Source organism: Polyangiaceae bacterium (assembly GCA_016715885.1).
GTDB lineage: Bacteria > Myxococcota_A > Polyangia > Polyangiales > Polyangiaceae > Polyangium.
The window spans coordinates 977,997-1,000,138 of the sequence record JADJXL010000028.1 but is presented as its reverse complement, the minus strand read 5'-3'; the positions used below and the strand labels follow the sequence as shown (position 1 = coordinate 1,000,138).

20 protein-coding genes are annotated in these 22,142 nt (G+C 60.9%); 11 read left to right on the top strand and 9 right to left on the bottom strand.

What is annotated here, in order from left to right:
- The first annotated feature begins 124 nt into the window (after positions 1-124).
- From IPM54_45515 to IPM54_45505, 3 genes are read left to right on the top strand one after another with little or no spacing between them, the layout of a single operon-like run.
- The gene (locus IPM54_45515; protein ID MBK9267024.1) at positions 125-1,708 is read left to right on the top strand and encodes a hypothetical protein; all 1,584 of its coding nucleotides are present in this window, start codon (positions 125-127) and stop codon (positions 1,706-1,708) included.
- Positions 1,709-1,758: 50 nt separating this feature from the next.
- Complete coding sequence (locus IPM54_45510) at positions 1,759-3,132, top strand: hypothetical protein (protein MBK9267023.1); 1,374 nt, start codon at positions 1,759-1,761, stop codon at positions 3,130-3,132.
- 49 nt (positions 3,133-3,181) lie between these two features.
- Positions 3,182-4,132, top strand: a complete 951-nt coding sequence (locus IPM54_45505; GenBank protein ID MBK9267022.1) for an RluA family pseudouridine synthase — start codon at positions 3,182-3,184, stop codon at positions 4,130-4,132.
- A 42-nt stretch (positions 4,133-4,174) separates the two neighbouring features.
- Here the strand turns inward: IPM54_45505 and IPM54_45500 are convergent, their stop codons facing one another.
- The 7 genes from IPM54_45500 to IPM54_45470 all read right to left on the bottom strand — a co-directional run bounded on the left by IPM54_45500 (position 4,175) and on the right by IPM54_45470 (position 10,302).
- Positions 4,175-4,693 carry a hypothetical protein gene (locus IPM54_45500; protein ID MBK9267021.1) on the bottom strand — a complete coding sequence of 173 codons (519 nt, stop codon included), beginning with the start codon at positions 4,691-4,693 and terminating at the stop codon, positions 4,175-4,177.
- A 33-nt stretch (positions 4,694-4,726) separates the two neighbouring features.
- Positions 4,727-5,131: a type II toxin-antitoxin system VapC family toxin gene (locus IPM54_45495; GenBank protein ID MBK9267020.1), complete on the bottom strand. Its 405-nt coding sequence runs from the start codon at positions 5,129-5,131 to the stop codon at positions 4,727-4,729.
- A complete protein-coding gene (locus tag IPM54_45490) occupies positions 5,128-5,370 on the bottom strand; it encodes a type II toxin-antitoxin system Phd/YefM family antitoxin (protein MBK9267019.1) in 243 nt (80 codons plus the stop codon). Before IPM54_45490 ends, IPM54_45495 begins: the two co-directional genes overlap by 4 nt.
- Positions 5,371-5,435: 65 nt before the next feature.
- Positions 5,436-7,301, bottom strand: coding sequence for a hypothetical protein (locus tag IPM54_45485; protein ID MBK9267018.1), 1,866 nt, complete (start codon positions 7,299-7,301; stop codon positions 5,436-5,438).
- 94 nt (positions 7,302-7,395) lie between these two features.
- On the bottom strand, positions 7,396-8,400 hold the full coding sequence (locus tag IPM54_45480) for a hypothetical protein (protein MBK9267017.1): 1,005 nt from the start codon (positions 8,398-8,400) through the stop codon (positions 7,396-7,398).
- A gap of 130 nt (positions 8,401-8,530) precedes the next feature.
- Positions 8,531-9,589, bottom strand: coding sequence for a hypothetical protein (locus IPM54_45475; GenBank protein ID MBK9267016.1), 1,059 nt, complete (start codon positions 9,587-9,589; stop codon positions 8,531-8,533).
- 8 nt (positions 9,590-9,597) lie between these two features.
- Positions 9,598-10,302: a hypothetical protein gene (locus tag IPM54_45470; protein ID MBK9267015.1), complete on the bottom strand. Its 705-nt coding sequence runs from the start codon at positions 10,300-10,302 to the stop codon at positions 9,598-9,600.
- Between the two features lie 141 nt (positions 10,303-10,443).
- Between IPM54_45470 and IPM54_45465 the strand changes: the two genes are divergently transcribed.
- The 6 genes from IPM54_45465 (at position 10,444) to IPM54_45440 (ending at position 16,509) form a co-directional block, all read left to right on the top strand.
- The gene (locus tag IPM54_45465; GenBank protein ID MBK9267014.1) at positions 10,444-12,183 is read left to right on the top strand and encodes a serine/threonine protein kinase; all 1,740 of its coding nucleotides are present in this window, start codon (positions 10,444-10,446) and stop codon (positions 12,181-12,183) included.
- A gap of 8 nt (positions 12,184-12,191) precedes the next feature.
- Positions 12,192-12,977 carry a tetratricopeptide repeat protein gene (locus tag IPM54_45460; protein MBK9267013.1) on the top strand — a complete coding sequence of 262 codons (786 nt, stop codon included), beginning with the start codon at positions 12,192-12,194 and terminating at the stop codon, positions 12,975-12,977.
- Positions 12,977-13,576, top strand: coding sequence for a hypothetical protein (locus tag IPM54_45455; protein MBK9267012.1), 600 nt, complete (start codon positions 12,977-12,979; stop codon positions 13,574-13,576). Before IPM54_45460 ends, IPM54_45455 begins: the two co-directional genes overlap by 1 nt.
- 54 nt (positions 13,577-13,630) lie before the next feature.
- Positions 13,631-14,491 carry an acyl-CoA thioesterase II gene (gene tesB, locus IPM54_45450; protein MBK9267011.1) on the top strand — a complete coding sequence of 287 codons (861 nt, stop codon included), beginning with the start codon at positions 13,631-13,633 and terminating at the stop codon, positions 14,489-14,491.
- Positions 14,492-14,872: 381 nt separating this feature from the next.
- A complete protein-coding gene (locus IPM54_45445; GenBank protein ID MBK9267010.1) occupies positions 14,873-15,886 on the top strand; it encodes a hypothetical protein in 1,014 nt (337 codons plus the stop codon).
- Between the two features lie 2 nt (positions 15,887-15,888).
- Positions 15,889-16,509 carry an ankyrin repeat domain-containing protein gene (locus IPM54_45440; GenBank protein ID MBK9267009.1) on the top strand — a complete coding sequence of 207 codons (621 nt, stop codon included), beginning with the start codon at positions 15,889-15,891 and terminating at the stop codon, positions 16,507-16,509.
- 229 nt (positions 16,510-16,738) lie between these two features.
- On the opposite strand, the gene IPM54_45435 is transcribed toward IPM54_45440, so the two are convergent.
- Both IPM54_45435 and IPM54_45430 read right to left on the bottom strand, forming a co-directional pair.
- A complete protein-coding gene (locus tag IPM54_45435; protein ID MBK9267008.1) occupies positions 16,739-19,546 on the bottom strand; it encodes a proprotein convertase P-domain-containing protein in 2,808 nt (935 codons plus the stop codon).
- A 134-nt stretch (positions 19,547-19,680) separates the two neighbouring features.
- Complete coding sequence (locus IPM54_45430; protein ID MBK9267007.1) at positions 19,681-19,917, bottom strand: hypothetical protein; 237 nt, start codon at positions 19,915-19,917, stop codon at positions 19,681-19,683.
- A gap of 103 nt (positions 19,918-20,020) precedes the next feature.
- Between IPM54_45430 and IPM54_45425 the strand changes: the two genes are divergently transcribed.
- Both IPM54_45425 and IPM54_45420 read left to right on the top strand, forming a co-directional pair.
- Positions 20,021-20,314, top strand: a complete 294-nt coding sequence (locus IPM54_45425) for a hypothetical protein (GenBank protein MBK9267006.1) — start codon at positions 20,021-20,023, stop codon at positions 20,312-20,314.
- Between the two features lie 61 nt (positions 20,315-20,375).
- Entirely contained in the window at positions 20,376-22,064 is a 1,689-nt protein-coding gene (locus tag IPM54_45420) for an amidase (protein MBK9267005.1), read from the top strand.
- Positions 22,065-22,142 lie beyond the last annotated feature (78 nt).

The window sequence follows — 22,142 nt, the reverse complement described above, 5'->3', positions numbered from 1 at the left end:
GTCCTCGTTACGCCCAGCGGCTCGGGTACTGTGCGGATGTCGAGCCGCCGTTGCGAATGACGCTCGATCCGATTGACATATCACCACGTACGCCGCTAGCGTCCGTCGAACGGAAAGGTTCGACATGGAAGGCGGAACGGTCTGCGATCACAGGGGCATGGGGCTTTGCCTCGGACGTCGTGTCCGCGGTATGTCCGCACTTCTTGCGGCATCTTTTGCGCTCGTAGCATCGCTCGATGCACAAGTGGCGCGCGCGGACGAACCGCGCAGTGCTACCGAGCCGCGGATCATGCAAGAGCCAGGCGAAGTGGTGAACGTGATCGATGCCTTCGATGATGGCGATCCGTTCGACATCGCTGTGAGCCTCGGCTTTCAATTCTCCTCCAAGTCCGCGAAGATCCAGCGCGAGACCAACATCTTCGGGCCTGGTCTCACCTCGGGCGGTTTCACGTCGAGCTTGCTCAACGTCGCGGCGTATTCCGAGTCGACATCGCGCCTCATTCCACGCGTCGACGTCGGTCTCTACAAAGACCTCGCGCTCTACTTCCGTCTGCCCATCATCCTCAGCAACACGCGCGAGCTCACGGCGCTCGACGGCAGCGATCAAGCGCAATCCGTGGTGCTTCAAGGCGCGCCTGGGGAACAGCTTTTCTCGCTTCCGTTCAAGTCACCGGATCGCAGCGGCCTCGAGTACCTCGCGGTGGGTATCGACACGAGCGCCTTCATGAACCAGGCGCGTGATCGCACCAAGCCCACGTTGCTCTTCGGCGTGGAAGGTCGCTTTGCGCTCGGTGAACCGATGCATGCGTGCAACACGCAACCTGCTACGGGGCAACTGCAATGTGCGCAGCCGTCGGACATCGATCGAGACGGTCAACGAGATGGGGATCTCGAAGGCTTCGACGTGGGCGAACGACAGCCGGGCGTCACGCGCGGCACGATTGGCCTCGAAGTGCACACGCTCGTGTCGAAGCGCATCAAGTACGTCGAACCGTACGGTGGTTTTTCCGCACTCTTTGAGTTCCAACAATCTTCGTCCGACTACGGGATCACGGACCTTCAGGGGTCGCTCGTGAATCGTCCTCCGATCTCGGGAACGATGACGCTTGGTCTCATGGTCATTCCTTGGGAAAACCGCGAGAAGTTCGGGCGACTCACGATCGACATGCGCGTGCAAGGCAAGTACACGTCCGAAGGCCGTGATTACTCGGAGCTCTTCGACGCGCTTGGTTCGAGCGCCGCGAACTCGCTCCGCGTACCTCAATGGGCGCGCTACCGGGAAAACCCCAACTTCGTCGCGAACCCCATGCCGAGCGCTCCACGTGAGCCTTTTTCGGTCATCGACGAGCAATCGCAAAAGACGTACGTGACGGGTTTGACCGACGTGCAGCAGTATTCGACGATCCGCGGACAAGCATCCGTCACGTGGCAAGCGAGCGAATACGTCAAGTTCACGCTCGGGATGGGTTTCCAGCACGATCAGCGTCACGGGATCACCGGCGATCAGCCGTGCAATCCCAACTTCAAGGACAATCCGGGTGCAGCGGGTCCGTGCAAGAGCGGCAGTGAGTTCGATGGTGGAACGATCTCGGCCACGGGCATTCCGAACCCGAATTATCGTCCGGTCATCAACGCCATCGGACGGCGCTTTTACGTCAGTGACAGCAACACGTTCGATGTCTTCGCGAGTGGCGTGGTGATGTTCTGATACGTCGCTGTCTCGGTTCACTCGCTCTAGCGCTCGCGACGGCATGTCTCGTGCGCACATCCGTTGCAGCACCAAGCGTCCCTCTGCCCGATGCATCGGCGGCCGAAGCCAAGCGCAACGCGACGGCATTGTTTGCAGCCAAAATATTGGGCGACCCCTCCGCAGCGGAGCTCTCCGAGCTTCAAACGATCGCCGGACAGCTCGACGTGCTCCTCGCCGACACCGCGCAAGACCTCGGTTTGTCACTCGATCTCGGCAGGCGTGGTGCCGCTCCCGATGATGAAATCGATCTCGTTGCATCGGCCGAAGCGATGCGAGCGATGTTGATTGCACCAAGCATTCGCGAGCGTGATGGTGACATCGAGTTGCGGCTGCTGCTTGCGGAGCCGGGATCGCGAAAACTCGTCGTGCGCGTGGAGCGAGTCGCGCGTGCGGATCTAGAGCTTCGGGCCGTCGTGATGCTTCGCGATCTCGTGACGGATCGGAGCGAGCGAGCAGCCGAGACGAAGCGGGCTGCTGCCGAGCGCAAGGGCTCGCTGACGGTGCCGGCGAGGAGCGTTGGGAAGACGGCGCTCGCGATCAACGCGACGCTTTTCGGGGGACTCGTCGGCTATTCGATTCAGCGTGCGAGTGGTTCGGATGATCCGCGCCTCTTGTACCCACTGCTCGCCGTGGGCGCAGGCGGGGGACTCGTCGCGTCGGTTCTTGCGGCGGAGGAGTGGGACATTGGTGTTGGCGACGCATGGTTTCTCGCGTCGGGCGCGTGGTGGCCGACGCTCGCAGGACACTTGATTCATGCGAGCAGGTTTGGCGCGTACGCACCGCAGCCTCGAGGAGCCGTTCACGAGGGTGAGCAGTGGACGGCGGGTCTCGTTGCATCGGCGACGGGTTTGTCTCTCGCAACGCTTGGGCTTGCGTGGCGGGGAGCGTCCGAGGGCGATGCGGCAATGGCGCATTCTGGTGCAGGCTTGGGCCTCGTCTTCGGCGGCATTGCGGAAGCGTTTGTCCGAGGCGATGTGGGGACGTTGCCGATGGCGGGACTCGGGTATGGTGCAGGTCTCGGGTGGCTCGGTGCTGCGGCGCTGAGCTTGCATTTGCGGCCGTCGACGACGCGTGTCGTCGGGGTCGATCTCGGGGTGCTCATGGGGGGCTTGGGTGGTGCGGCGCTTGGCAGCCCGCTCTTGCTCGACGCTCCCACGCCGACGCAGCAGCGCATTTGGCTTGGGATCACCGGTGGGATGGCGATCCTGGGTGGGGCGATTGGGTGGTATGCGATGCGTCCGAAGGTGGCCGTTGCGGCAAAGCCGAAGAAGAAGGCAGACATGCAACTGCCGGTGCCCATGTTCGGATTGATTGGGGAAAGTCGTGCAGGGGAGCGGCGTGCGCCCGTGATGGGACTAATGTGCAGCGGCGTATGGCAGTAGTTCGAGCGGGCGGGACAGAGCTGTTCGGGATGCCGTTGGAGGCTGAGAGATGATCAAATTCGCCGTGAACGAAGAACAAGCTGGTGTTCGCCTGGACAAACTTTTGCTTCAAGCCGTTCCGGCGCTGGGTCGAGCGGGAGCGAAGCGGCTTTTCGAGGGCGGCAAGGTGCGCGTTCACGACGGCGGGGCCGAACGTGGGCGACGCGTAGCGAAGGGGGACGTGGCGAAAGCGGGCGATGTCGTATCGATCGACGTGGCTCCCGAGGCGCAGAGTCAGGCGGCGGTGCCTGATCCGGCCTTGCCGCTCGTGGTGGTGTACGAGACGGACGAGGTATTGATTTTCGACAAACCGGCGGGGCAGCCATCGGCGCCGCTCGAACCGGGGGAGACGGGGACGCTTGCGAATGCGCTTTTGGCTCGGTATCCCGAATGCGCAAACATTGGTTTTTCCCCGCGTGAGCCGGGTCTTTGTCATCGATTGGATACGGAAACGAGTGGCCTCGTGATGGCCGCTCGGACGAAGGATGCATTCGATGTATTGACGAAAGCCATCAAAGAGGAACGAATCGACAAGCGGTATCTGCTCGTGTGCGAGGCGAAGGATTTGCCCGAATCCGGGACCATCGAGATACCGCTAGCGCCGCATCCGAAGGACCGGCGGCGCGTTCTTGCGTGCGTGCATCCGCGTGATGTGGCGCGATATGCGCCGAGGCCTGCGCGGACGACGTTTACGAAAGTATCCGAGCATGCGGGATATGCGTTGGTCGAGGCGCGAGCGGGCAAGGCGATGCGGCATCAGATTCGGGCGCATTTTGCGGCGCTTGGGCATCCGCTCGTGGGGGATGGGCTGTATGGCGGTCCAGCCGCGGAAGGTTTGTCTCGGCACGCGCTGCACGCATCGTTGATATCGTGGGGTGGTGATGCGACGGTGCCGGCGTTTACGGTGAAATCACCGCTTCCGGCGGATATTGGGGCGCTCGTGGGACAAGTGGAAGGCTGAGCGCGCTTTTGGATTGGCTGGAAAAACCAATTGTCGAGGTGCTCAAAGCGCCGCTGGCTTGGGCACTTCGCGCTCGCGCATGCGGATGCGCGTGGCCACTTGTTCGGCTACTTTCGTAAGGACGTCCTGCGGAATGGATGTACCTTTTGGACGCACCATTCCGTAGCCCACTTCGTAAAGATCGGTCTGTATCGGTGGGGGAGGGTTGCCTTTCCCTTTGGAAGCGATGCCGACCGAAAAGAAACTCCTGTCGTTTCCAAGCTCAATCCAAACGATCTTGTCGTTCGTTGCCCAGACGTTGACGACTTTCCATCCGTCGAATTCGTTGCCCAGGGTGAGGCCATTGAGCAATGCCGCCAGGTCGGCTGTCGGAGCTTTGCCCTGGGGAGCGATCGTGTCCGGATCGACGGAAAGAGCGGCGGCAGCGTTATCCGTGCTGGTTGCGGGCGGAGCACTGCTCGGGGAACCTTGCGCCAGGACGAGCAGCCCCAATCCAACAAGGAGGACCAATGCGGCGATGCGGGCTCCGCGGGGGGGCGATTGGGACGGTTTGGGGGGCATGTCAAGAGCAAGCCTTCATTAGCATGATTGGAATCACCCCGGTTTCCATAACGTTGAAACTCGACTTCTGCGTATGGCTGTGTCGTGGGTTGCGAGGGATAACCTATGTGCCCTTGCCGTTGCTACGATGAGCCGATCAGCGGGATCGCCATGAAATGAGGCTGGTAGTTCGTTGAGAGCGATGACTACATCGACATCGAGTGCAAGAACTTGGACGACATTGGGTGCCGCTGCGTCTCTTATCCAGCTATTGAAGGAGCGATTCAAGGTCAATCGCTTCTTTGCATGGAGCATCTGCGTTTCCCAAAGAGTCACCGCTGCAATACCCAAGGCACTGCTCGATGCCAATCGATCGAGCTCATCTCGTTCTCTCGTTGGCAGTTTATCGGAACCTAGTAACCACCAAAGCCACACGTGAGTGTCCAGTAGAACCCTCATCGCAAAGCCTCGAACTCGCGCTCATCAAGCACAGATTCGCCTGGATTGGCCAAGAGTTCGCCGGACCCGCGAAGCCGTTCCCAAGGCTTAGGCTGCGTTTCTGCTTCGGATCCTGCAGGTGTCAGACGTGCGACGACCTTACCCCCGCGTTTGATCGCGATCGATTCGCCACCACTCGCAACGCGACGCAAGAGTTCCAGGCAGTTTGCTCGGAATTCCGTTACAGAAACATCCATCATCGGATCCTACATGTGCACGACAATGTGTGCAACCCCTCGCCGGTGCTCGTTGGCCTATCCCCACGTCAAGCCACTCGCGCGGCCCCTGCTTGTTCGACGCCCATTTGCGACGTGCGCCGAATGCCCGATCGCTCCTCCGCTTTGCGCGCTTCGCGAAGTGCCGTCACGAGACGCATCACGAGGTCCGCCGTCATCCACGTCGTCGGAAGGCGCGGTGCCAATGTAATGGCTCGCTCGGACGAACGCCGACCACGTTGGCTCTTGCCTTGCTCGGCAATCGCTACAATCGATTCTTCACACGGCGAGCCCGTCGTCACGCGCAAAATCATTTCCGGCGAATGCACCGCCGATGCCGGCGATGGAATGGGCACCACGCCGACTTCCAGTCCGACGAACCCCGTGAGCGGCGCGCGCGGCACGATCGCAAGACGCATTTCGTCCGGTATGGCAGATCCTTCCGGTACGCGAATGCGTGGAATGATGCGAATATCGTCGCCTGTCTTGCGCGCTGCTTTGCGAATTCGTTTCGCTACCTTTTGCAGAAATGGTTTTGCATACGAAACTGCATCCAGCGGCACGTCGGACAAACGACCCGTGCAGAAAATCGCAAAAATGGCGACCGCATCGAATCCGAGCAAATAGGCGTGATACATCGACCGGTCGGACACGAACCATACCGCTACGCCGAGCAGCACGAGGCTCATGAAAAGAAGCGCCTTTCCTGCGCGCGTCGAGCTATCGAGCCATGTGCCCGCTCTTCGCGGCGGACGGGCAAACGCTTCCTCTTCCGTGATGGGCAGCCACATGCCGGGCCCTCGCAATCGTGACGAAGGCGCAATCGTTGGCGCTCGGTGCATCGATAATGCCGCCGCAAAAGCCACGAAAATGGCCCCCAGCGTGCCCGTGCGCATGAAGAGCTCCAGAAGGAGCCCACCCGTCAGCGAAAGCCCCGCAGCCACCGAACGAACGTACACGGGAAGCGGAATCAATGGGCGCGCTTTTGCCCCTGCAGCAGCCGTCGTGCGGATGACTTCGCGCGACTTCAATGCAACCAAGAGGGAATACAGGACAAACACGAGACCTGCCCCAATAAAGAGGAAATCCCTTCGCGCCGGCGTCACCGACGAAGGAGCCTGGGGCATGGGAGCATCGGCCGTCTTCGGCTTTGCAGCCGTCACTTCGAGCGCTCGGGCATCGAACCGAACCAGCCATTGCACCGCTTCACCCTTGGGCGCGTACGGCCGCAAAAGCTCGAGCTCGTCACGCCCGGTGCCTCGACGCAATGTCGACAGCGTCGACGCTGGTAGCGATTCTGCACCGGGCTGCCCACTTTCATCGGGCGTCGATTCATCCGGCCGAGGTTCGGTTGGACCCGCGGGAAGAATGAACGTTGCCCGGGCCGAATCGAAGCCATCGTTCCAGGACAAACCAGACCAACGGAGCTGCGCCATCGATCCATCGCGACGAATGAGCCCACGCCGAAAAAGCTCGGTCTTGTACCGGACGAACACCACGAAGACGCCCCGGGACAAACCCTTGTCGGCATCGAAGCGAACACGCATGACCGAAGGCTCTTTCGAGCCGTCGTCCTGCGTGCGATGCGAAGGCGGAAGCATCTCGACGCTCACTGGCTCGGCCTGAGCGAGCGATCCCGAGGCTGCATCGCGTCCCGGGACCACGTACGCGTCCGTTTCCGGAATCGCGTCGGCATCGACGCCGCGCAGGTCGAGCGCGCGCAAAGGGCCGCCCGAAATGCGCAGCGTGATCTTGTGCTCGACGCGCGCCGAGCCGTCTTTGGATACGTCGATGCGCACGTCGTCGCCCGCAACGCGAGCGTCGACCCACGCCAAGGCAGAGCGGGGCAGGGCGAGGGAACCGAGCGCCAGAAGTGCGGCGAGAAGCGACGATGGCCGGGCGAGCCGGATGAGCATGGCCCAGACCTTTCATGGGGCGAAGGGCTGGGCCAAGTTTCGTGTTGGCGTTGCGAGACGCCGTAGCGCTGTCGTCAGACTTTTCGCAGGCGAATCAAAACTTGATGTGCACCTTCGCGCCGTGGCCGCGGCCTTTTTTCCAGCCCCACTTGCCTTTGCCTTTGCCTTTGCCTTTGCCCACGACGATCACGGCGGGCGTCGGATTCACCACCACGACGGGCGCCCAAGCGGTTGCGACGAACAGGCCCACGACCGGCGCGCCATGACCGACCACGACCACGCGGCCGGGCCGATGGTGGCAAAGCACCACGACAGGCTGCGGCGAGCTTTCGCCGTGCAGCACGACGGTCACTTTGTGCGGGTTTGTCTTGACCACCGCAAGTTTGCCCGTGAAGTAAAGCCCCTTCGGCTCGGCTTGCAGCTCCACGGTTTCAGGAGCGCTTCCCACGACGGCGATCTTCACTTTGCGCTTGCCGACGGGAATCGGTTTGAAATCGTCATCGAGCACGTAGACGCGCGTTTCGCCCGATTTCGCGTCTGCGACGACTTCGATCACGTCGTCGCCGGCCACTTGAATGATGCCCCCATTGGGCCCCTTCTTGTCCTCGGGGATCTTCACTTCGGCCGCTACTTTCGCAGTTGCCACGAGCTCGCGCGTGCCACCGCGCGGCACGTGCAGCGCTCCATTGATGGGTTTTCCCTTGACCGACACGTCGTACGTCACTTCGGTCAGATCCGCATCGAGCGCCGGAAATTCGGCTGTGTGAACACCCGCTTCCGTGTCGTAAACGAGCTTTGCAGTGACGGGTTTTGCATCCGCCTGCACGGGTTTCACCGTGACCGTGCCCGTGACGCTATTGCCGAGCGGCGCACCATCGGGCGCCTTGAATCGAGCCTTCAGCTTGCCTTCCGGAGCGACGACCCACGATACCGTCGCCGGCTCGTGCTGCTCGGTAATCTCTTCTTCGGCGGCGACACTTTCGGCCGTGATCTCCCCACCTTTGGCTTGTTCGTCCTTCTTGCTGCACGCCGGCAGGGCAAATGCCGCAGCAAGAGCAAGCATCACGAAACCAGAGCGGAAAAGTTTGTCGAGTCGCATTGACCGGAGAGTACCCAAAAATCGTCCACGTGGCTATCGCAATCACGCCGAATTTGTGCCCCTTTTCGTGCGGAATGAAATCCGCACCTGGTAACGGATGGGTGCAGCCGCGTGTTCTTTTTCAATGACGTCAAATTTGTTTCTTGCGCACGGACCAAATGAACCCGTCATAAAAAAAGTGCATCAGGGCCACGGTCTGTGCGACGCTCCACAAGGCGCGGTAATCGTCGGCGATGATTTCAGCCATTGCGCCGTACCCAAGGGTCACGGTAATGAAAACAAAGGCCGCAATGGGTTTGGCAAACCTCACGCGCTCGAGCCGGAGCCGCTTTACGAGCACTCGCTGCTCGGACCACCACACCAGACCAAAATATTGAAACGCATGAAAAAGGTTCATGATGAGAAAGGCTTGACCGAATGGATTGAACCCCCAGGCCCAGATGGAACAAAGCCCCGTCGTCACATACAAAAACACTTTTTGAACGCCAATCTTGTAACCGCGTTTGGCAAGACGCACATAAGCCAGCACATAAAAAGTGAGAAAAATGCCGCCGCCGAAGACAAGGCCCCAGGCAATGAATCGTTGATGTGACAACATTGCCGTCGGTATTTGCGTGAAAAACATGGCCCCGACGTCTTCGAAGAGCGTGAATTTTTGAAAATGAGCAAGCATCGTCGCGCCAGAGACGATGGGGCCGATGTAAAGTAGCAAATTCAAAAAGAAATCGAGCCTTCGGCCCACCAGGGGATCGTTGCCTTGGTTGCGATCGTAAATACGCCCGAGGCCGAACGTCTGCAGCGCGGAATGCCACACGTCCCAAAACGTGACGACCACCGTGGCAATCACGACCGCCCACATCGACGACATCATGGCGGCAAACAGCGCAATCGGCAGGGCAATGAAGCGAATCTTGTGGCGCGGAAATACGTCGGGATTGAGATGACTACGGACAAGGACTGCCACGAGATGCGCGTGCACGAAGATGCCGAGAAGCAACGTCGTCCACGTGAATCGTCTGCTGGCGAGCCAAAAACGATCCGTATCGAGCGACGTTCCAGAGACGAGCGCTCCCACGAGCATCGATGCGAGAGGCGGGAGCAGAAAAAATACCCAATCGTAGACAGGACTCGCAATGTAGGGCGAGCGCCTTGCAGGCGCTGCGTTTTGCAGCTCGGGCGTTGCTTCGATCGTCGTGGTCACGGCATTTTTTCAGGTATTGGGCTCGGTTCGGACGTCGCAAAACGTACGACGACACCCGTCTCCGCCAGGTGATCGACGAGCCACAAAATGAAAAGGTTGATGCCGAGCATTTCGAGCGACTCTTCCACCGCATCGATGAGCCCATAACCCAGGTTGTGCGAGCCGTGTTTTTCCGTCCAATATCCGAGCGGCAATTCCATGGCCACCGCTCCACCCACGAAAATGGCCCCCGCAATCAAAAATCGAATGCTCGTGCGCCGGGGCAAATGGCGCAAAAAACGCAGGTACGAAAGCGCCACGACGAGGACCACCACGAAGGCAGGAACGACCCAGCTAAAATAAAATACGCCTGACAAATCGAGAAATCCGGTCATTTCATGAATCGAAAACACTTCATCCACCGCAATGTAGGCAAACCCCAAGGCAAGCACCCACCAATGAGGTACGAATCCGGCCCCGGATTTCTTGGCACTCGCCGCGGCAAACATCAGGAGCAGCGATGCAATGGAAAGAATGACCGCCGAATAGAACGTCGGCACATTGGCTTCGTAACTCAGCGAAAAAAGCGGCACGATTCCGTGTTGCGTGGGCAAACCGTACAGAGCGCCCAGCACTTCGACGAGCACTCCGGCAGAAACGACGAGGCAAAGCGTCACGAAAAATGGGAGACGTAACGTCGATTTCGACAGGACGATGTCCATCGTGGCGCCCTCCGCGCAATCCCCTTGGAAGACGCCCCGCATCATGCCGTGGACCTAGGCAACTGTTCAAGCATCCAGCGCTTTTTCGACCGCGCATGATTCTTCCCCCGCAACCACTCCCGGTGTACCCTCGGGCGCAGCATGTCCTCCGACTCCCTGGAAATCCCCGAGAGACTCGGACGCTACGAGATCCTCGAACGCCTTGCTTCTGGCGGCATGGGCGAGGTGTTCGTCGGGCGTTTCGTCGGGCCAGGCGGATTCATCAAGCCTGTCGCCGTCAAGCGCATCCACCCGCATCTCGCAGGCGATGAAAACTTCATCCACATGCTGCACGACGAGGCGAACGTCGCGGCATCCATTCGTCACCCGAACATCATCGCGACGATCGACGTTGGTTCCGAGGGGGGCAACCACTTCGTGGTGCTCGACTACGTCAGCGGCGATTCGCTTGCGCGTCTCTTGCGCGATCTGGGCAAGCGTGGTGTCGCCTTTCCAGATTGGCTCGTTGCATGGATCGGCGCGGAGACGGCGTCCGCTCTGCACGCGGCGCACGAAGCAAAGGCTCTGACGGGCGAGTCACTCGAGATCATCCATCGCGACGTGTCGCTCGCAAACGTGCTCTTGTCCGATGCGGGTCACCCGATGCTTTTTGATTTCGGCGTGGCCAAAGGCACGCATCGCATGCATCAAACGGCGCATGGCGAGCTGAAGGGGAAACTCCCGTACATGGCGCCGGAGACGTTCAAAGGTGCGCCGGTGGATCGCACCGTCGACATCTTTAGTTTGGGCGTGATGCTGTACGAATTGGCGACGGGACTTTCACCGTTTGCCCGCGCGAGCGACCTCGAAACGATCACCGCGCTTCAGAGCGCGGTCGTGGAACCTCCGAGTCGCGTGATGCCGATGAGCGTGCGCGCGTCGCTCGATCCCATCATTTTGCGGGCGATGGCGCGCGAGCGGGCTGAGCGTTACCAGACCGCCGCGATGGTCGAGCAGGATCTGCGTGCGTGGGCGCGTGCGTGCGCAGCTCAGCATGATGCTGCGAGTGCATCGGCGTGGGTGCTCGAGAATTTCCCCGCGCGCTCCTCTGCACGAAAAGCGCTTCTGGCGCGCATCGCAAGCTCTCCGAGTGGCCCGTCGTCGCGTTCGTCTAGCTCGCCTTCGTCGATCCGATCGGTCAGCGACATCATCGCTGAGCCCTCGTCGTCGCGAACGGGGCCCGGGTACGACAAGACGCAACCGCTCTATGCGTCGACGCTCAAGTCGTCGGGACAAACGCCTCCGCCGCCAGTTTCGGAACAAGATTCGTCCGGACAAACTGAAGAAGAACCGCGAGAGGAAGTGTCAGCGACCTACGACAAGACGCAGGCGATGCTGCAAGGCGTGACGCCCGCTCCGTTTGGTCCGCCTCCGCCGTCGTCGTCGACGCCGCTATCGGAACCGAGCACGACGACGGATGTTTCCATTCCGGGTGTCGCGCGGGGTGACACGCAGATCATTCGGCCGACGCTCGCCGTGCAGGCGCCGCCGAAGAAAACGGTATCGCCGGTTCACGTGCTGCTCGGTGTCGCTTCGACGTTTGCCGTGGTCGCATTTGCGCTGCTCGTGGTGCTTCTTTCCCGCGACAAACCCCAGCAAGATCCAGCGTCCGCCGCACCGTCGCCACCTCCCGTTCAGACCGCTTCGGTCGCTCCGATCGCGGAGCCGACGACTCCAGTTGCGACGGCGCAGGCAGTTCCTGCGGCTTCTGCGAGCGTTGCGCCCGCAACCGTCGTTGCCACGACGAGCTCCAAGGCGGTCGCTGCACCACGTTCGACGCCGATCCCGAAACCCACGACCACCTCGCGAAAGGGTGGATCTCTCGTCAGGAGTTACGATTGATTCGTCGTATGCCCAGGCGACAGCCGCACCTCCGGTGGTTTGTCCTCGCTCCGCTGTGTGCCCTTCTCTTGGGACAAACACCTGCAATTGCGGCAGGTGGCAAGCTTTCGCCCGAAGAACAAGAGGCGCGTGCGCTCTTCGATCAAGGTCTTGCGCTGAGCGACGAGAGCCGGTGGTCCGAGGCGCTCGATGCGTTCAAGAAGTCCGACAAGCTCGTCCATTCCGCGTCCGTGCGGTTCAACATGGCGGTCACGCTTCGAGCTCTTGGTAGGTACGTCGAGGCCAAACGGATCGCGGAGGAGCTGCTTGCCCGCGGAGTCGACGACAAACCTCTGAAGCCCGCATTGCAGAAAGACGTCGAGAAATTACGGGACGAAGTTGCGCCGAAGATCGTGCACGTCGAGCTGAGGAGAAACCCAGCGGATGGCGGCGTCGAGATCGATGGCACGTTGTTCATCGTCGCGGCGGATGGTCGTGTCGAGCTCGACCCGGGCAAGCACGTGTTCATCATGCGCAAAGAGGGATACGAGACGGTCACGGTCGCGCAGTCGGTTGCGGGGCCCGAGGCGGTCGTGGTGCTCACGGCGCCCAAAATCAACATTGCGCCTCCGCCCGAACCTCCGCCTTTCTACAAGCGCGGCTGGTTTTGGGGCACCGTGGGTGGCGTTGTCGCTGCAGGTGCCGCGATTGCCGTCGTCGCCGTCGTAACGACCGCGGATGCTCCGGCTGTGGCGGCTCCACCGCCGAGCACCGTGGGTCGTGTCATTCCAGCGGCGTTTACCGTGAGGTTTTGATGAGCGGCCGGCATTTCGCTCGAATCGCAGCACCGTTTGTCCTTTGCGCATTACCGGCATTCGCGTGGACCGGGTGTTCGTCGGATGCATCGCAGGATCCGAGCTATCTGCGGGTCAAGCTCGTGCCGGCGATTACGGCTGCGACGATTCCGCTTGCCGTGCGTGTGGTGATTGCAAACGAATCGACGGGCGCATTGATAGAGAGCCTGTGTATCAACATCGAGGGTGTTCAAGGCACGACGACGGCGACTTTCGTTTTGCGTCGCGACGTGGGAAAACCAGCGAGCGATCGCATATCGATCGAGGTGACGCCATTCGATGTGATTGCGGGGCAAGATACCGCGGAACCGGGCAAAGAATTCGCTTGTCCGGTCACGTTGCCTGCCGCGACGGGTGATGCACAGAAGGTTTCGGTCGATTTTTGCGAGGGCGAAACGCGAGCGCTCCAATTTCACGTGGGCGCGATTTGTTGTGCAGATGCGTCTTGCGAATGTGAATCGGGATTCGTGTGCGGCACGGGTATCTCGAGCCCGAGCATGTCGTGCGGACCGTCGACGTGTTGCCGTGAATCGATTACGTCGTGTGAGCTGGATATTTGATGGCGCACGGATCGTTTGGCGTGCAAGCTCGGTTCATGATATCTCGCAATACGAATGCAACGCGTCCTCTCTGATCTCATCGCCCTTCTCGCATTGGAACGCCTCGATCGTGACCTTTTCCGTGGTCATAGCCAAGACCTCGGTTGGGGTGCGATTTTCGGCGGCCAGGTCCTTGGTCAAGCGCTTTCTGCGGCGGCGCAAACGGCACCCGAGGATCGCCCCGTCCATTCTTTGCACGGATATTTCCTTCGCGCCGGGGACGTGCGCAGGCCCATTATTTATCAAGTCGACAGATTGCGTGACGGGAAAAGTTTTTCGACGCGCAGGGTCGTCGCGGTGCAAGAAGGCGTAGCCATTTTCAGCCTTGCGGCTTCGTTTCAGGTCGACGAAGGCGGTTTCGAGCATCAGGACGAAATGCCCGATGTTCCAGCGCCGGAAGCGCTCCTGTCCGAACGGCAAATGGCGCTTGCGATCGCCGACAAATTGCCAGAATCGCTCCGGCCCATTGCCACGGCCGAACGGCCCATCGAAATTCGTCCCGTCGAACCGCGCAATCCGTTGCGACCCGTCGTTACCGAGCCGCGCCGATATGCTTGGTATCGTGCCATCGATGCGCTGCCCGATAGCCCAGCACTACATCGTTATGTTCTCGCATATGCATCCGATTTTGCGTTTCTCGGCACGTCCATGGATCCGCACGGCGTGAGTTGGTTATCCGGAGGAATGCACGTGGCGTCGCTCGATCATTCGATGTGGTTTCACAGGCCATTTCGAGTCGACGAATGGCTTTTGTATTCGGTGGACAGCCCGTCGGCCTCGGGGGCTCGAGGTCTCGTGCGCGGGCAATTCTTCGACAGCAAAGGGCGGCTCGTCGCGAGCGCCGTCCAGGAAGGTTTGATCCGCCGGCGCAAGTGATTGACGCGCTAATTGTGTACCGCATGTGCACGAGCATGGTGGGAAGGCGCGAAGGGCCAACGTTGGTTCAATGGGGCTCGTGTGGATGTCACTTTGGTCGAACTATGGCACAGTGTGGCTCAATCGGTTTGCGCTTTCGAGTGAACGTTTGATCGATGTGGTTCGTGTGGATGTCGGTTCGAGTGAACGATGATTCGATTTGGCTCACGTGGGTGTCGGTTCGAGTGAACGGTCGTTCGACGTGGGTTCAAGCGGATGTCGATCCGAGCGAATGTTCGCTCGAATGGGCTCGTGCGGATGTCAATCGGAGCGATCGTTCGCTCGAATGGGCTCGTGCGGATGTCGATCGGAGCGATCGGTGGCACAACGTGGCATCTTCGGATGTCGATCGGAGCGAACGGTGGCGCGGGTTTCACCTTGACCACGGCGCACCGCATCGGGTGCAATCGTACCATGGTTCCAACCATCAAACGACTTACTTTGTCATTGGGCTTTACCGTGTGCTTGGGTTTTGCGTTCGTGCCTCAGGGATGCGGGGGCGTTCAGCATCCTGTTGCGGACATTCCCGAGCACGTTGCAGCGCCGATCAAAGGCTGCGCTTTCGAGCACACGCATCACGTCCGAGATGCGGACCATATCGTCAAGTATGACGTGACGCTCGATAGCAACGGTCAAGTCGAGACCATTACGCTGGTCGATTCCACCATTGGCGATGAAGAGCTCGAGCAATGCATAGCTGCATCGATCCGCTCGCTCACCCAATACGATCTTCTGCGCCCTCGCTCGGAGAATTTCGATCGCGAGCTTGCACAGCCGGAATCGCGCATGCTGCTGGGCAATCCGGCAGTACCGCTTGCGGTTTGCGTTGCGTCGCCACCTTGTTTGCTCGCGCTGGGCATGGTCGTGGCTGGTTCTGTGTACACCGTGCAGATTATCGTGCACGCGGCGACTACGGCCAAACCTACCGCGATAACGACGGGCTGGCCGATGGCGACCGCCAAACCCACCGCAACGACGACGGCCCCGCCGATCCCGATCGCCCTGCCGCGAAAGTATCCGAACCAGACGTGTGAGGAAGTGGAGCGCATTCGCCTGGAAGCCGACAAGGACAAGGTTTGTCCAGAACATCCGCTGACATTTCCTGGGAAGAGCTGTAGTGATAAGGGCAAAAACGCGCGTTTTCTGCCCGAGTATCCCTGCTCCTTGATCAAGGCTCGCATCCCGGCGATGCTGGCGTGCATCGCGGCGCGACAGAAGGTGCAAGACGAGTGCTTCAAGAACTCACCCGATTCGGGACATCCGCAGCAGATTGACGATCTCACCAAGGGGGTCAAATTGTGTGAGGCACTCAAGGTGGTAAATTGCGCGCCCGGTCACCCGATGTCAGGACTGTAGTCATGAGCGAAAAAGTGCATCGTGCGATCAAGGCCCACGACCTCGACACCCTCGCCCGGTTGCTTGCTGCTGGAGACGACCCGAACGAACGCAGCACGGAGCAGCCGCAATGGAGCCCCCTTTCCGCCGCAATTTATGAGGTTACGGAGGGCGGGGACATTGAAGCTGTCGCACTCCTTCTGCGGCATGGGGCTAACTGCAATGCCTGGGAGGGTAACCGCGACGCGACGCCACTGCTGCGGGCTCTCTGGGATGGGCATCGTGACGCCGCACTCATGCTTCTGGCCGCGGGAGCCGACCCAAACGTCAGGAGCGACGTGGGAGATGTTCCAATCTCCATGTGCGTGGTGCGCGGGGACCTGAAAATGGCCGCGACGCTCTTGCGTGCGGGGGCGGCAAAGACAATCGAGGAGTGTCCCGGCGACGGGACGGGCTGTAATGCCCTCGGCCATGCCGCGGCTCTCCTCGACATCGAGATGATCCGGCTGCTGCTCGCCTGGGGCGCTTCCATCACCGCGTGGGACATAGATCGTCGCACTGCACGTGAACGGCTCCCCGAGCGCACCGAGGAGAACGCCGAGAAGTATGACCTCGCCCTGGAGTTGCTTTCGCCAAAGTCGTGAGAAACGTGCCAACCAATGTGCCTGGTGGACACGGACCATGCCAAAGTCGTTATGGATGGGATATCCGATGTCGCTCGCGGTCGATTGATGGACGTCGAGCTTATTCGCCCACTTTGATTCGAAGCTGCGAACACCTGCGAGTTTGCGTTTATGGGGTATGGGGGGCCGAGCCTCTATCGTGACTGGTCTCGAGAAGCGAGCGCATGACTCGAGGCTCGGCTTTAGAGCATTACGGCGTCGTGCAGAGGATGAGACGCCAGTTGTTCAACGTGCCGTAGTCGGCGAATGCGTAGTTATCGGTCACCGTGAACGTCCACAGGCCGTTGGCGGGCGTTCCGTTGAGCGTCGCGAAAGACGTCTCCGGCGAGTAGCACGCACTGAATGGCGCGTCTGCATCGGTCGCGGTGTCGATGGGCACGGCGCACGTCGAATCGAGCAGCGTGTCCGTGAAGTCCACGCCAAAGCTCCCGTTGCCCGTGGATGCATCGAGCGGCGCGCCACCGGGCGGCGTGAGGTACACGTCCACGTCTGCGGCATACTCGTGCGTGATGTCGAAGGCGATCGCCGTGCGAGCGATGTTGCCGCCTGCTGCCACGTTGACGCTGCTGTCGAGCACGGTGGGGTCTTCAGGGATATCCGTTCCTACGGGCACCTGGTAGACGAGCATGCTCTCGCCGCCTCCGCATGGCGTGAAGTAAGCGGGCACCGCGCACGAAGGATCGGCTGCGTCGATCGAACCGTCGCCGTTGTTGTCCATGCCGTCGTTGCAGAGGATTTCCGGCGGAGCGCAGACGCTCGGCGAACCCGAGCACGTGTAACCAGGTTCGACGGTGCAGGTCGCGCTGCAGCCGTCGCCGCCCATGAGATCGCCGTCGTCGCACGCTTCGCCCGGTTCCACCACACCGTTGCTGCATTCCCCGACGACCGTCACGACGAGCTGGTACTGGTCGATCACGGCATTGTCGAGCCACCGGATCGTTTGGACGTAATACGTGTTGGGCGCAAGGTTTTGCGCGAAGTTGTCGACAGCCGGATCGATGAGCGAGCAGTTGCCGATGCCGTCTTGATCGTCGCTACCGAGCTCGGTCGTGCAATCGGATGCGTAGAAGAAGATCTCGGTGTCGGCAGTTCCATTGGGTTCGGTGCACATGCCCGAGCCGCCCACGAACGTCTCGATACGCACGCTCCTGGGAGGTCCAGCAGGAAGCGTGAACGAGTACCAGTCGTGGTCGCCGAGTGGCGTGATGGCACCGACGACCGAGCCGCTGAGGGGCGAGCCGGATAGCGCGATCGCAGTGGCCTCGGCGCACATGGCATTCGGCTCGATCTCTTCGATTTGGCACATCGAGCTGCAGCCGTCGCCGCCGGTCGTATTGCTATCGTCGCATTGCTCGCCTGCATCGAGCGAGCCGTTGCCGCAGAGCGAGCAAACGCCGACGGAGCACACGCCGCCCGAGCCGCCAAGGGTGCACATCGTGCCATCGGGCGCATTCGGATCATCGCATGTACCGGTCATCGGATCGCATGTGCCCGCGACGTGACACTGATCGGATGCCATGCAGACGACCGGGTTTGCCCCGGTGCACACGCCAGCTTGGCACGAATCGGCCTGCGTGCATGCATCGCTGTCGTCGCACATCGAGCCGTCCATCTTGACCGGATCGGAGCACGTGCCGGTGCCCGGATCGCAGGAGCCGACGTCGTGACACTGGTCGGATGCCATGCAGACGACGGGGTTTGCCCCGGTGCACACGCCAGCTTGGCACGCATCGGTCTGCGTGCACGCGTCGCTGTCGTCGCACATCGAGCCGTCCATCTTGGCAGGATCGGAGCACATGCCGGTCATCGGGTCGCACGTGCCGACGTCGTGACACTGGTCGGACGCCATGCAAACGATGGGATCCGCCCCGGTACAAGCGCCTGCTTGACACGTATCCGCCTGCGTGCACGCGTCGCTGTCGTCGCACGCGGTGCCGTCCATCTTCGCAGGATCGGAGCACATGCCGGTCATCGGATCGCACATGCCAGCGTCGTGACACTGATCGGAAGCTGCGCAGACGACGGGGTTTGCCCCGGTGCAGACGCCCATCTGACACGTATCGGTTTGCGTGCAGCCATCGCCGTCGCTGCACAGCGCCCCGTCGGCCGCGTTCGGATGCATCGGCATCCCACCGGCACACGCTTCCGTCGTGCACGCGTTACCATCGTCGAGCGGTACGTCCGCGTCGTCGGCAATGTCGACGAAGTTGCCTGCGCCGTCGCAGACATGCACGAGGCAGTCGTTCGGCGTCTGCGCCGCGACGGGTGTATCCTTCGCGGTGAACGACACGCCGCACACGCCCATGTCGCACGTTCGCGTCGAGCACTCGTCGTCGGTGCCGGGACAATCTGCTGCGACGTTGCATCCGACGCACTGGCCCATGTCGTTGCACACGAGCGGGTCGGGTCCTCCAGGAGGCGTGCAATCGCTGCCTTGCGCCACGTTCGTGTGTGACGGCGTGCCCATGTCACACGTGTCCGTCGTGCAGGCCTCGCTGTCGTCGGGAACGTCGGTGTCGTCGTTGTTTTGGATGGCCAAGCCGCTGCCATCGCACACTTCGATCTTGCAATCGCCCGCGGTTTGCGTCGGTGTCGGCGTGTCGGCGGCGGTGAAGTCCATGCCGCAAACGCCTGCGGTACACGTGCGCGTTTGGCAGGCGTCATCCATGCCGGGACAGTCCGTTGCCACGATGCACTCGACACATTGCCCATTGCCATCGCATTGGCTGCCGCCCGTCGTACACGGTTCACCCGCGGCTTTCGGGTTGTGCGCTGTCGTATTGTCGGCGTTGCACACGTCATCCGTGCACTCGTTCTGGTCGTCTTCGGGGACGCACATCATCGAGCCGCCGGAACCACCGGAGCCCCCCATGCCGCCGCTGCCGCCGGTATTCCCAATCTGGCTTCGATCGACGGAAGAGATCACTTCACATCCAGTCGATCCCATGACCAGTCCGGCGAGCATCGCTGCCGAAAGAAGGTATTTTCGTGATTGCATGAAGACGTTCCACCTCCGAGAAGCTCTCGCGCTCGTGGACCGCACCGTCGCAAGTCGGCTCACCCATGAGCGATTTTAGTTCGCGGCGAGCTTACTCGATGTGGAGGTTTGTCAGGCAAGAAAAAATCGAATGTTTACAGGGGGGTGCAAAGCGCTTCGCCATCCGGCGCGAAAACCGAGCAGTACGGATCCGACGCGCACACGCTCGCGCAGGTTTTGCAATGGATGCACGCGTCGAGGGCCCGGTAACGCTTGATGCCTTCAGGATCGGGGGTATTCGTGTCGCATTGCAGTGAACAACATGCCCCGTCGACGGTTTTCTTGTCGCACGGGCCAGGACCACCCGGCAGCCCCGAGTCATTGCAGAACATCAAAGAATTGCACGTTTTCCATTCCAAACATGCCGTCCACTCGGCTTCGCACTCATTCGCGACGGCCCCTGTTTTCCCCAAGCATTCGTCGCATGTCGCGTAATTGCTTCCGCCGCTGCTGCTGCTGCTGGAGCTCGACCCTCCACCGCTGCTCGACGACGAGCTAGTCGACGACGAACTGCTCGACGACGTCGAACCACTCGAGGAACTGCTCGCCGAGCTGCTCGAAGACGCCGAACTGCTCGAGCTCGAGCTGCTCGACGAACCTCCCGCCTGTCCCCCTTCGCTCACGGTGCCTCCGCAACCGACGAAACAAACCGCGCTACCCGAAATGCAAAGCCCCACGACGAACGAAGAAATTTCCATTGGATGCCTCCCTATGCGCAACCTCGGCTAGCGTACCTATATTTTGGGAACGGTTGCCACGAATCGGCGTCATCGATATCTTTCCGCCCCTCATGAAAATTCCTCGCTTGCCTGGTCCTGCTTTCAAGACGCCTCGGTTGTCTGGACCAACCCTTGCCGCAATCCGGCGTATCGCGGAAACTCCAGGCGCCGATGTCGCTTTGCGGGCTTACCTGAAAACGACCATGGGCATCGATCGTCTTACGGAGCTACCCGAACGCTTTCGCGGGCCACTTCCCATGCAATTGCGGCCGATTCGAGCTCGCCCGTCGAGATCACGTCCGAGCGCAGGTTTGCCTTTGCCCGAAATCGGCGCGTGGCCCAACACAGTCGATTCTTTCGCGTCCGCCTATCGAGACGGAAAACTATCCCCGCGTGACGTCGCCGACCGCGTGCTCACGCGTCTCGACGAGCTCGCCACGCGTCGCCCATGCATGAACATTCTTGCTGCCAAGGATCCCGCCATGACCCTGCGCGACGCCGAGGTATCCGCGGACCGTTTTGTTCGCGGCCGCCCCATCGGCCCCCTCGATGGCGTCCCATTTCTCGTCAAGGACCAATGCGACGTCAATGGTTTGTCCACGCGCGATGGATCCATTTGCGAAAGTGACGCACCCATTTCTTGTGATTCCACCATCGTTGCTCGCTTGCGCCAAGCAGGCGCCGTATTTTGCGGAAAAACCGTGCTCACCATCTGGGGCATGTCGCCCATTGGCAATAGCACCGATTACGCCATGCCTCATAATGCGCACGATCCGACGCGCGCCGCGGGTGGTTCTTCCACGGGATCCGCCGTCGGTGTCGCGCTGGGGATGGCTCCGATTGCCATTGGTACGGACGGGGGCGGGTCCATCCGCATTCCAGCAGCGCTCAACGGGATTTTTGGTATCAAACCAACGTTCGGCCGAGTTCCACGATCGCCCACGTCTTCCAGCTCCGTCGCGCATACCGGCCCCATTGCTGCATCGACCCGCGACCTCGCGACGTTTTTGGATATCGTCGCGTCCGAGCCCGATCCGAGAGATCCCATGACCTCGTGGGCCCCCGCGCCTCCCGAAGGCGGATTCGGCGCATATCTCGGCTCTGGCGTGCGCGGATTACGCATCGGCGTCGACGAGCTCGAAATGCGCCAGGCCGAGCCCGATATCGTTCGGGCCTTCGAACGAGCCATTTCGGCGCTCGAAAAGGAGGGGGCGGAAATCGTTCGTATCGAGATCCCCATGGCGAAATATGCCCCCGCGATGGGCTACATGACCATTTCGCCCGAGGAAGTTGCCATCAAGCGCGACATTTTGCGAAGTAGGCGTTCGGAATTGCCCGATGACCTTCGCCTCATGTTTGCCATTGTCGAAGGGTTTTCTTGCGGCGAATACCTCGACGCGCAGCGCCTCCGTTCGGGGCTGCGCATCGCCGTCGCCGAGCTGTTTCATGACGTCGACGTCATTGCGCTTCCCACGACCGCCATCACGGCACCGCGCTACACCGAGGCCGAAGAGCGTTTGCCTTTCAGCGACCCCACGGCCATCGATGGACTCTGTCGTTTCAATTTTCTCGGTAACCTCACGGGTTTGCCTGCGGCAACTGCGCCCATTGGTTTGGACTCAAAAGGTTTGCCCATCGGCCTTCAAATCATCGGTGATGCGTGGGACGAACCCACCGTCCTGTCTGTCCTCGCGCACCTCGAACGTATCGGCCTTGCGACCGTGAAAAAGCCGCCTCATGCATGCGATTTGCTCGCATGATCAATCTCTGTCCTGCGCTCATCCCGTAAGCGTCGGAAAGTTGCCTTGCCGTTGACCAAATCGCGCCGATTGACCGAT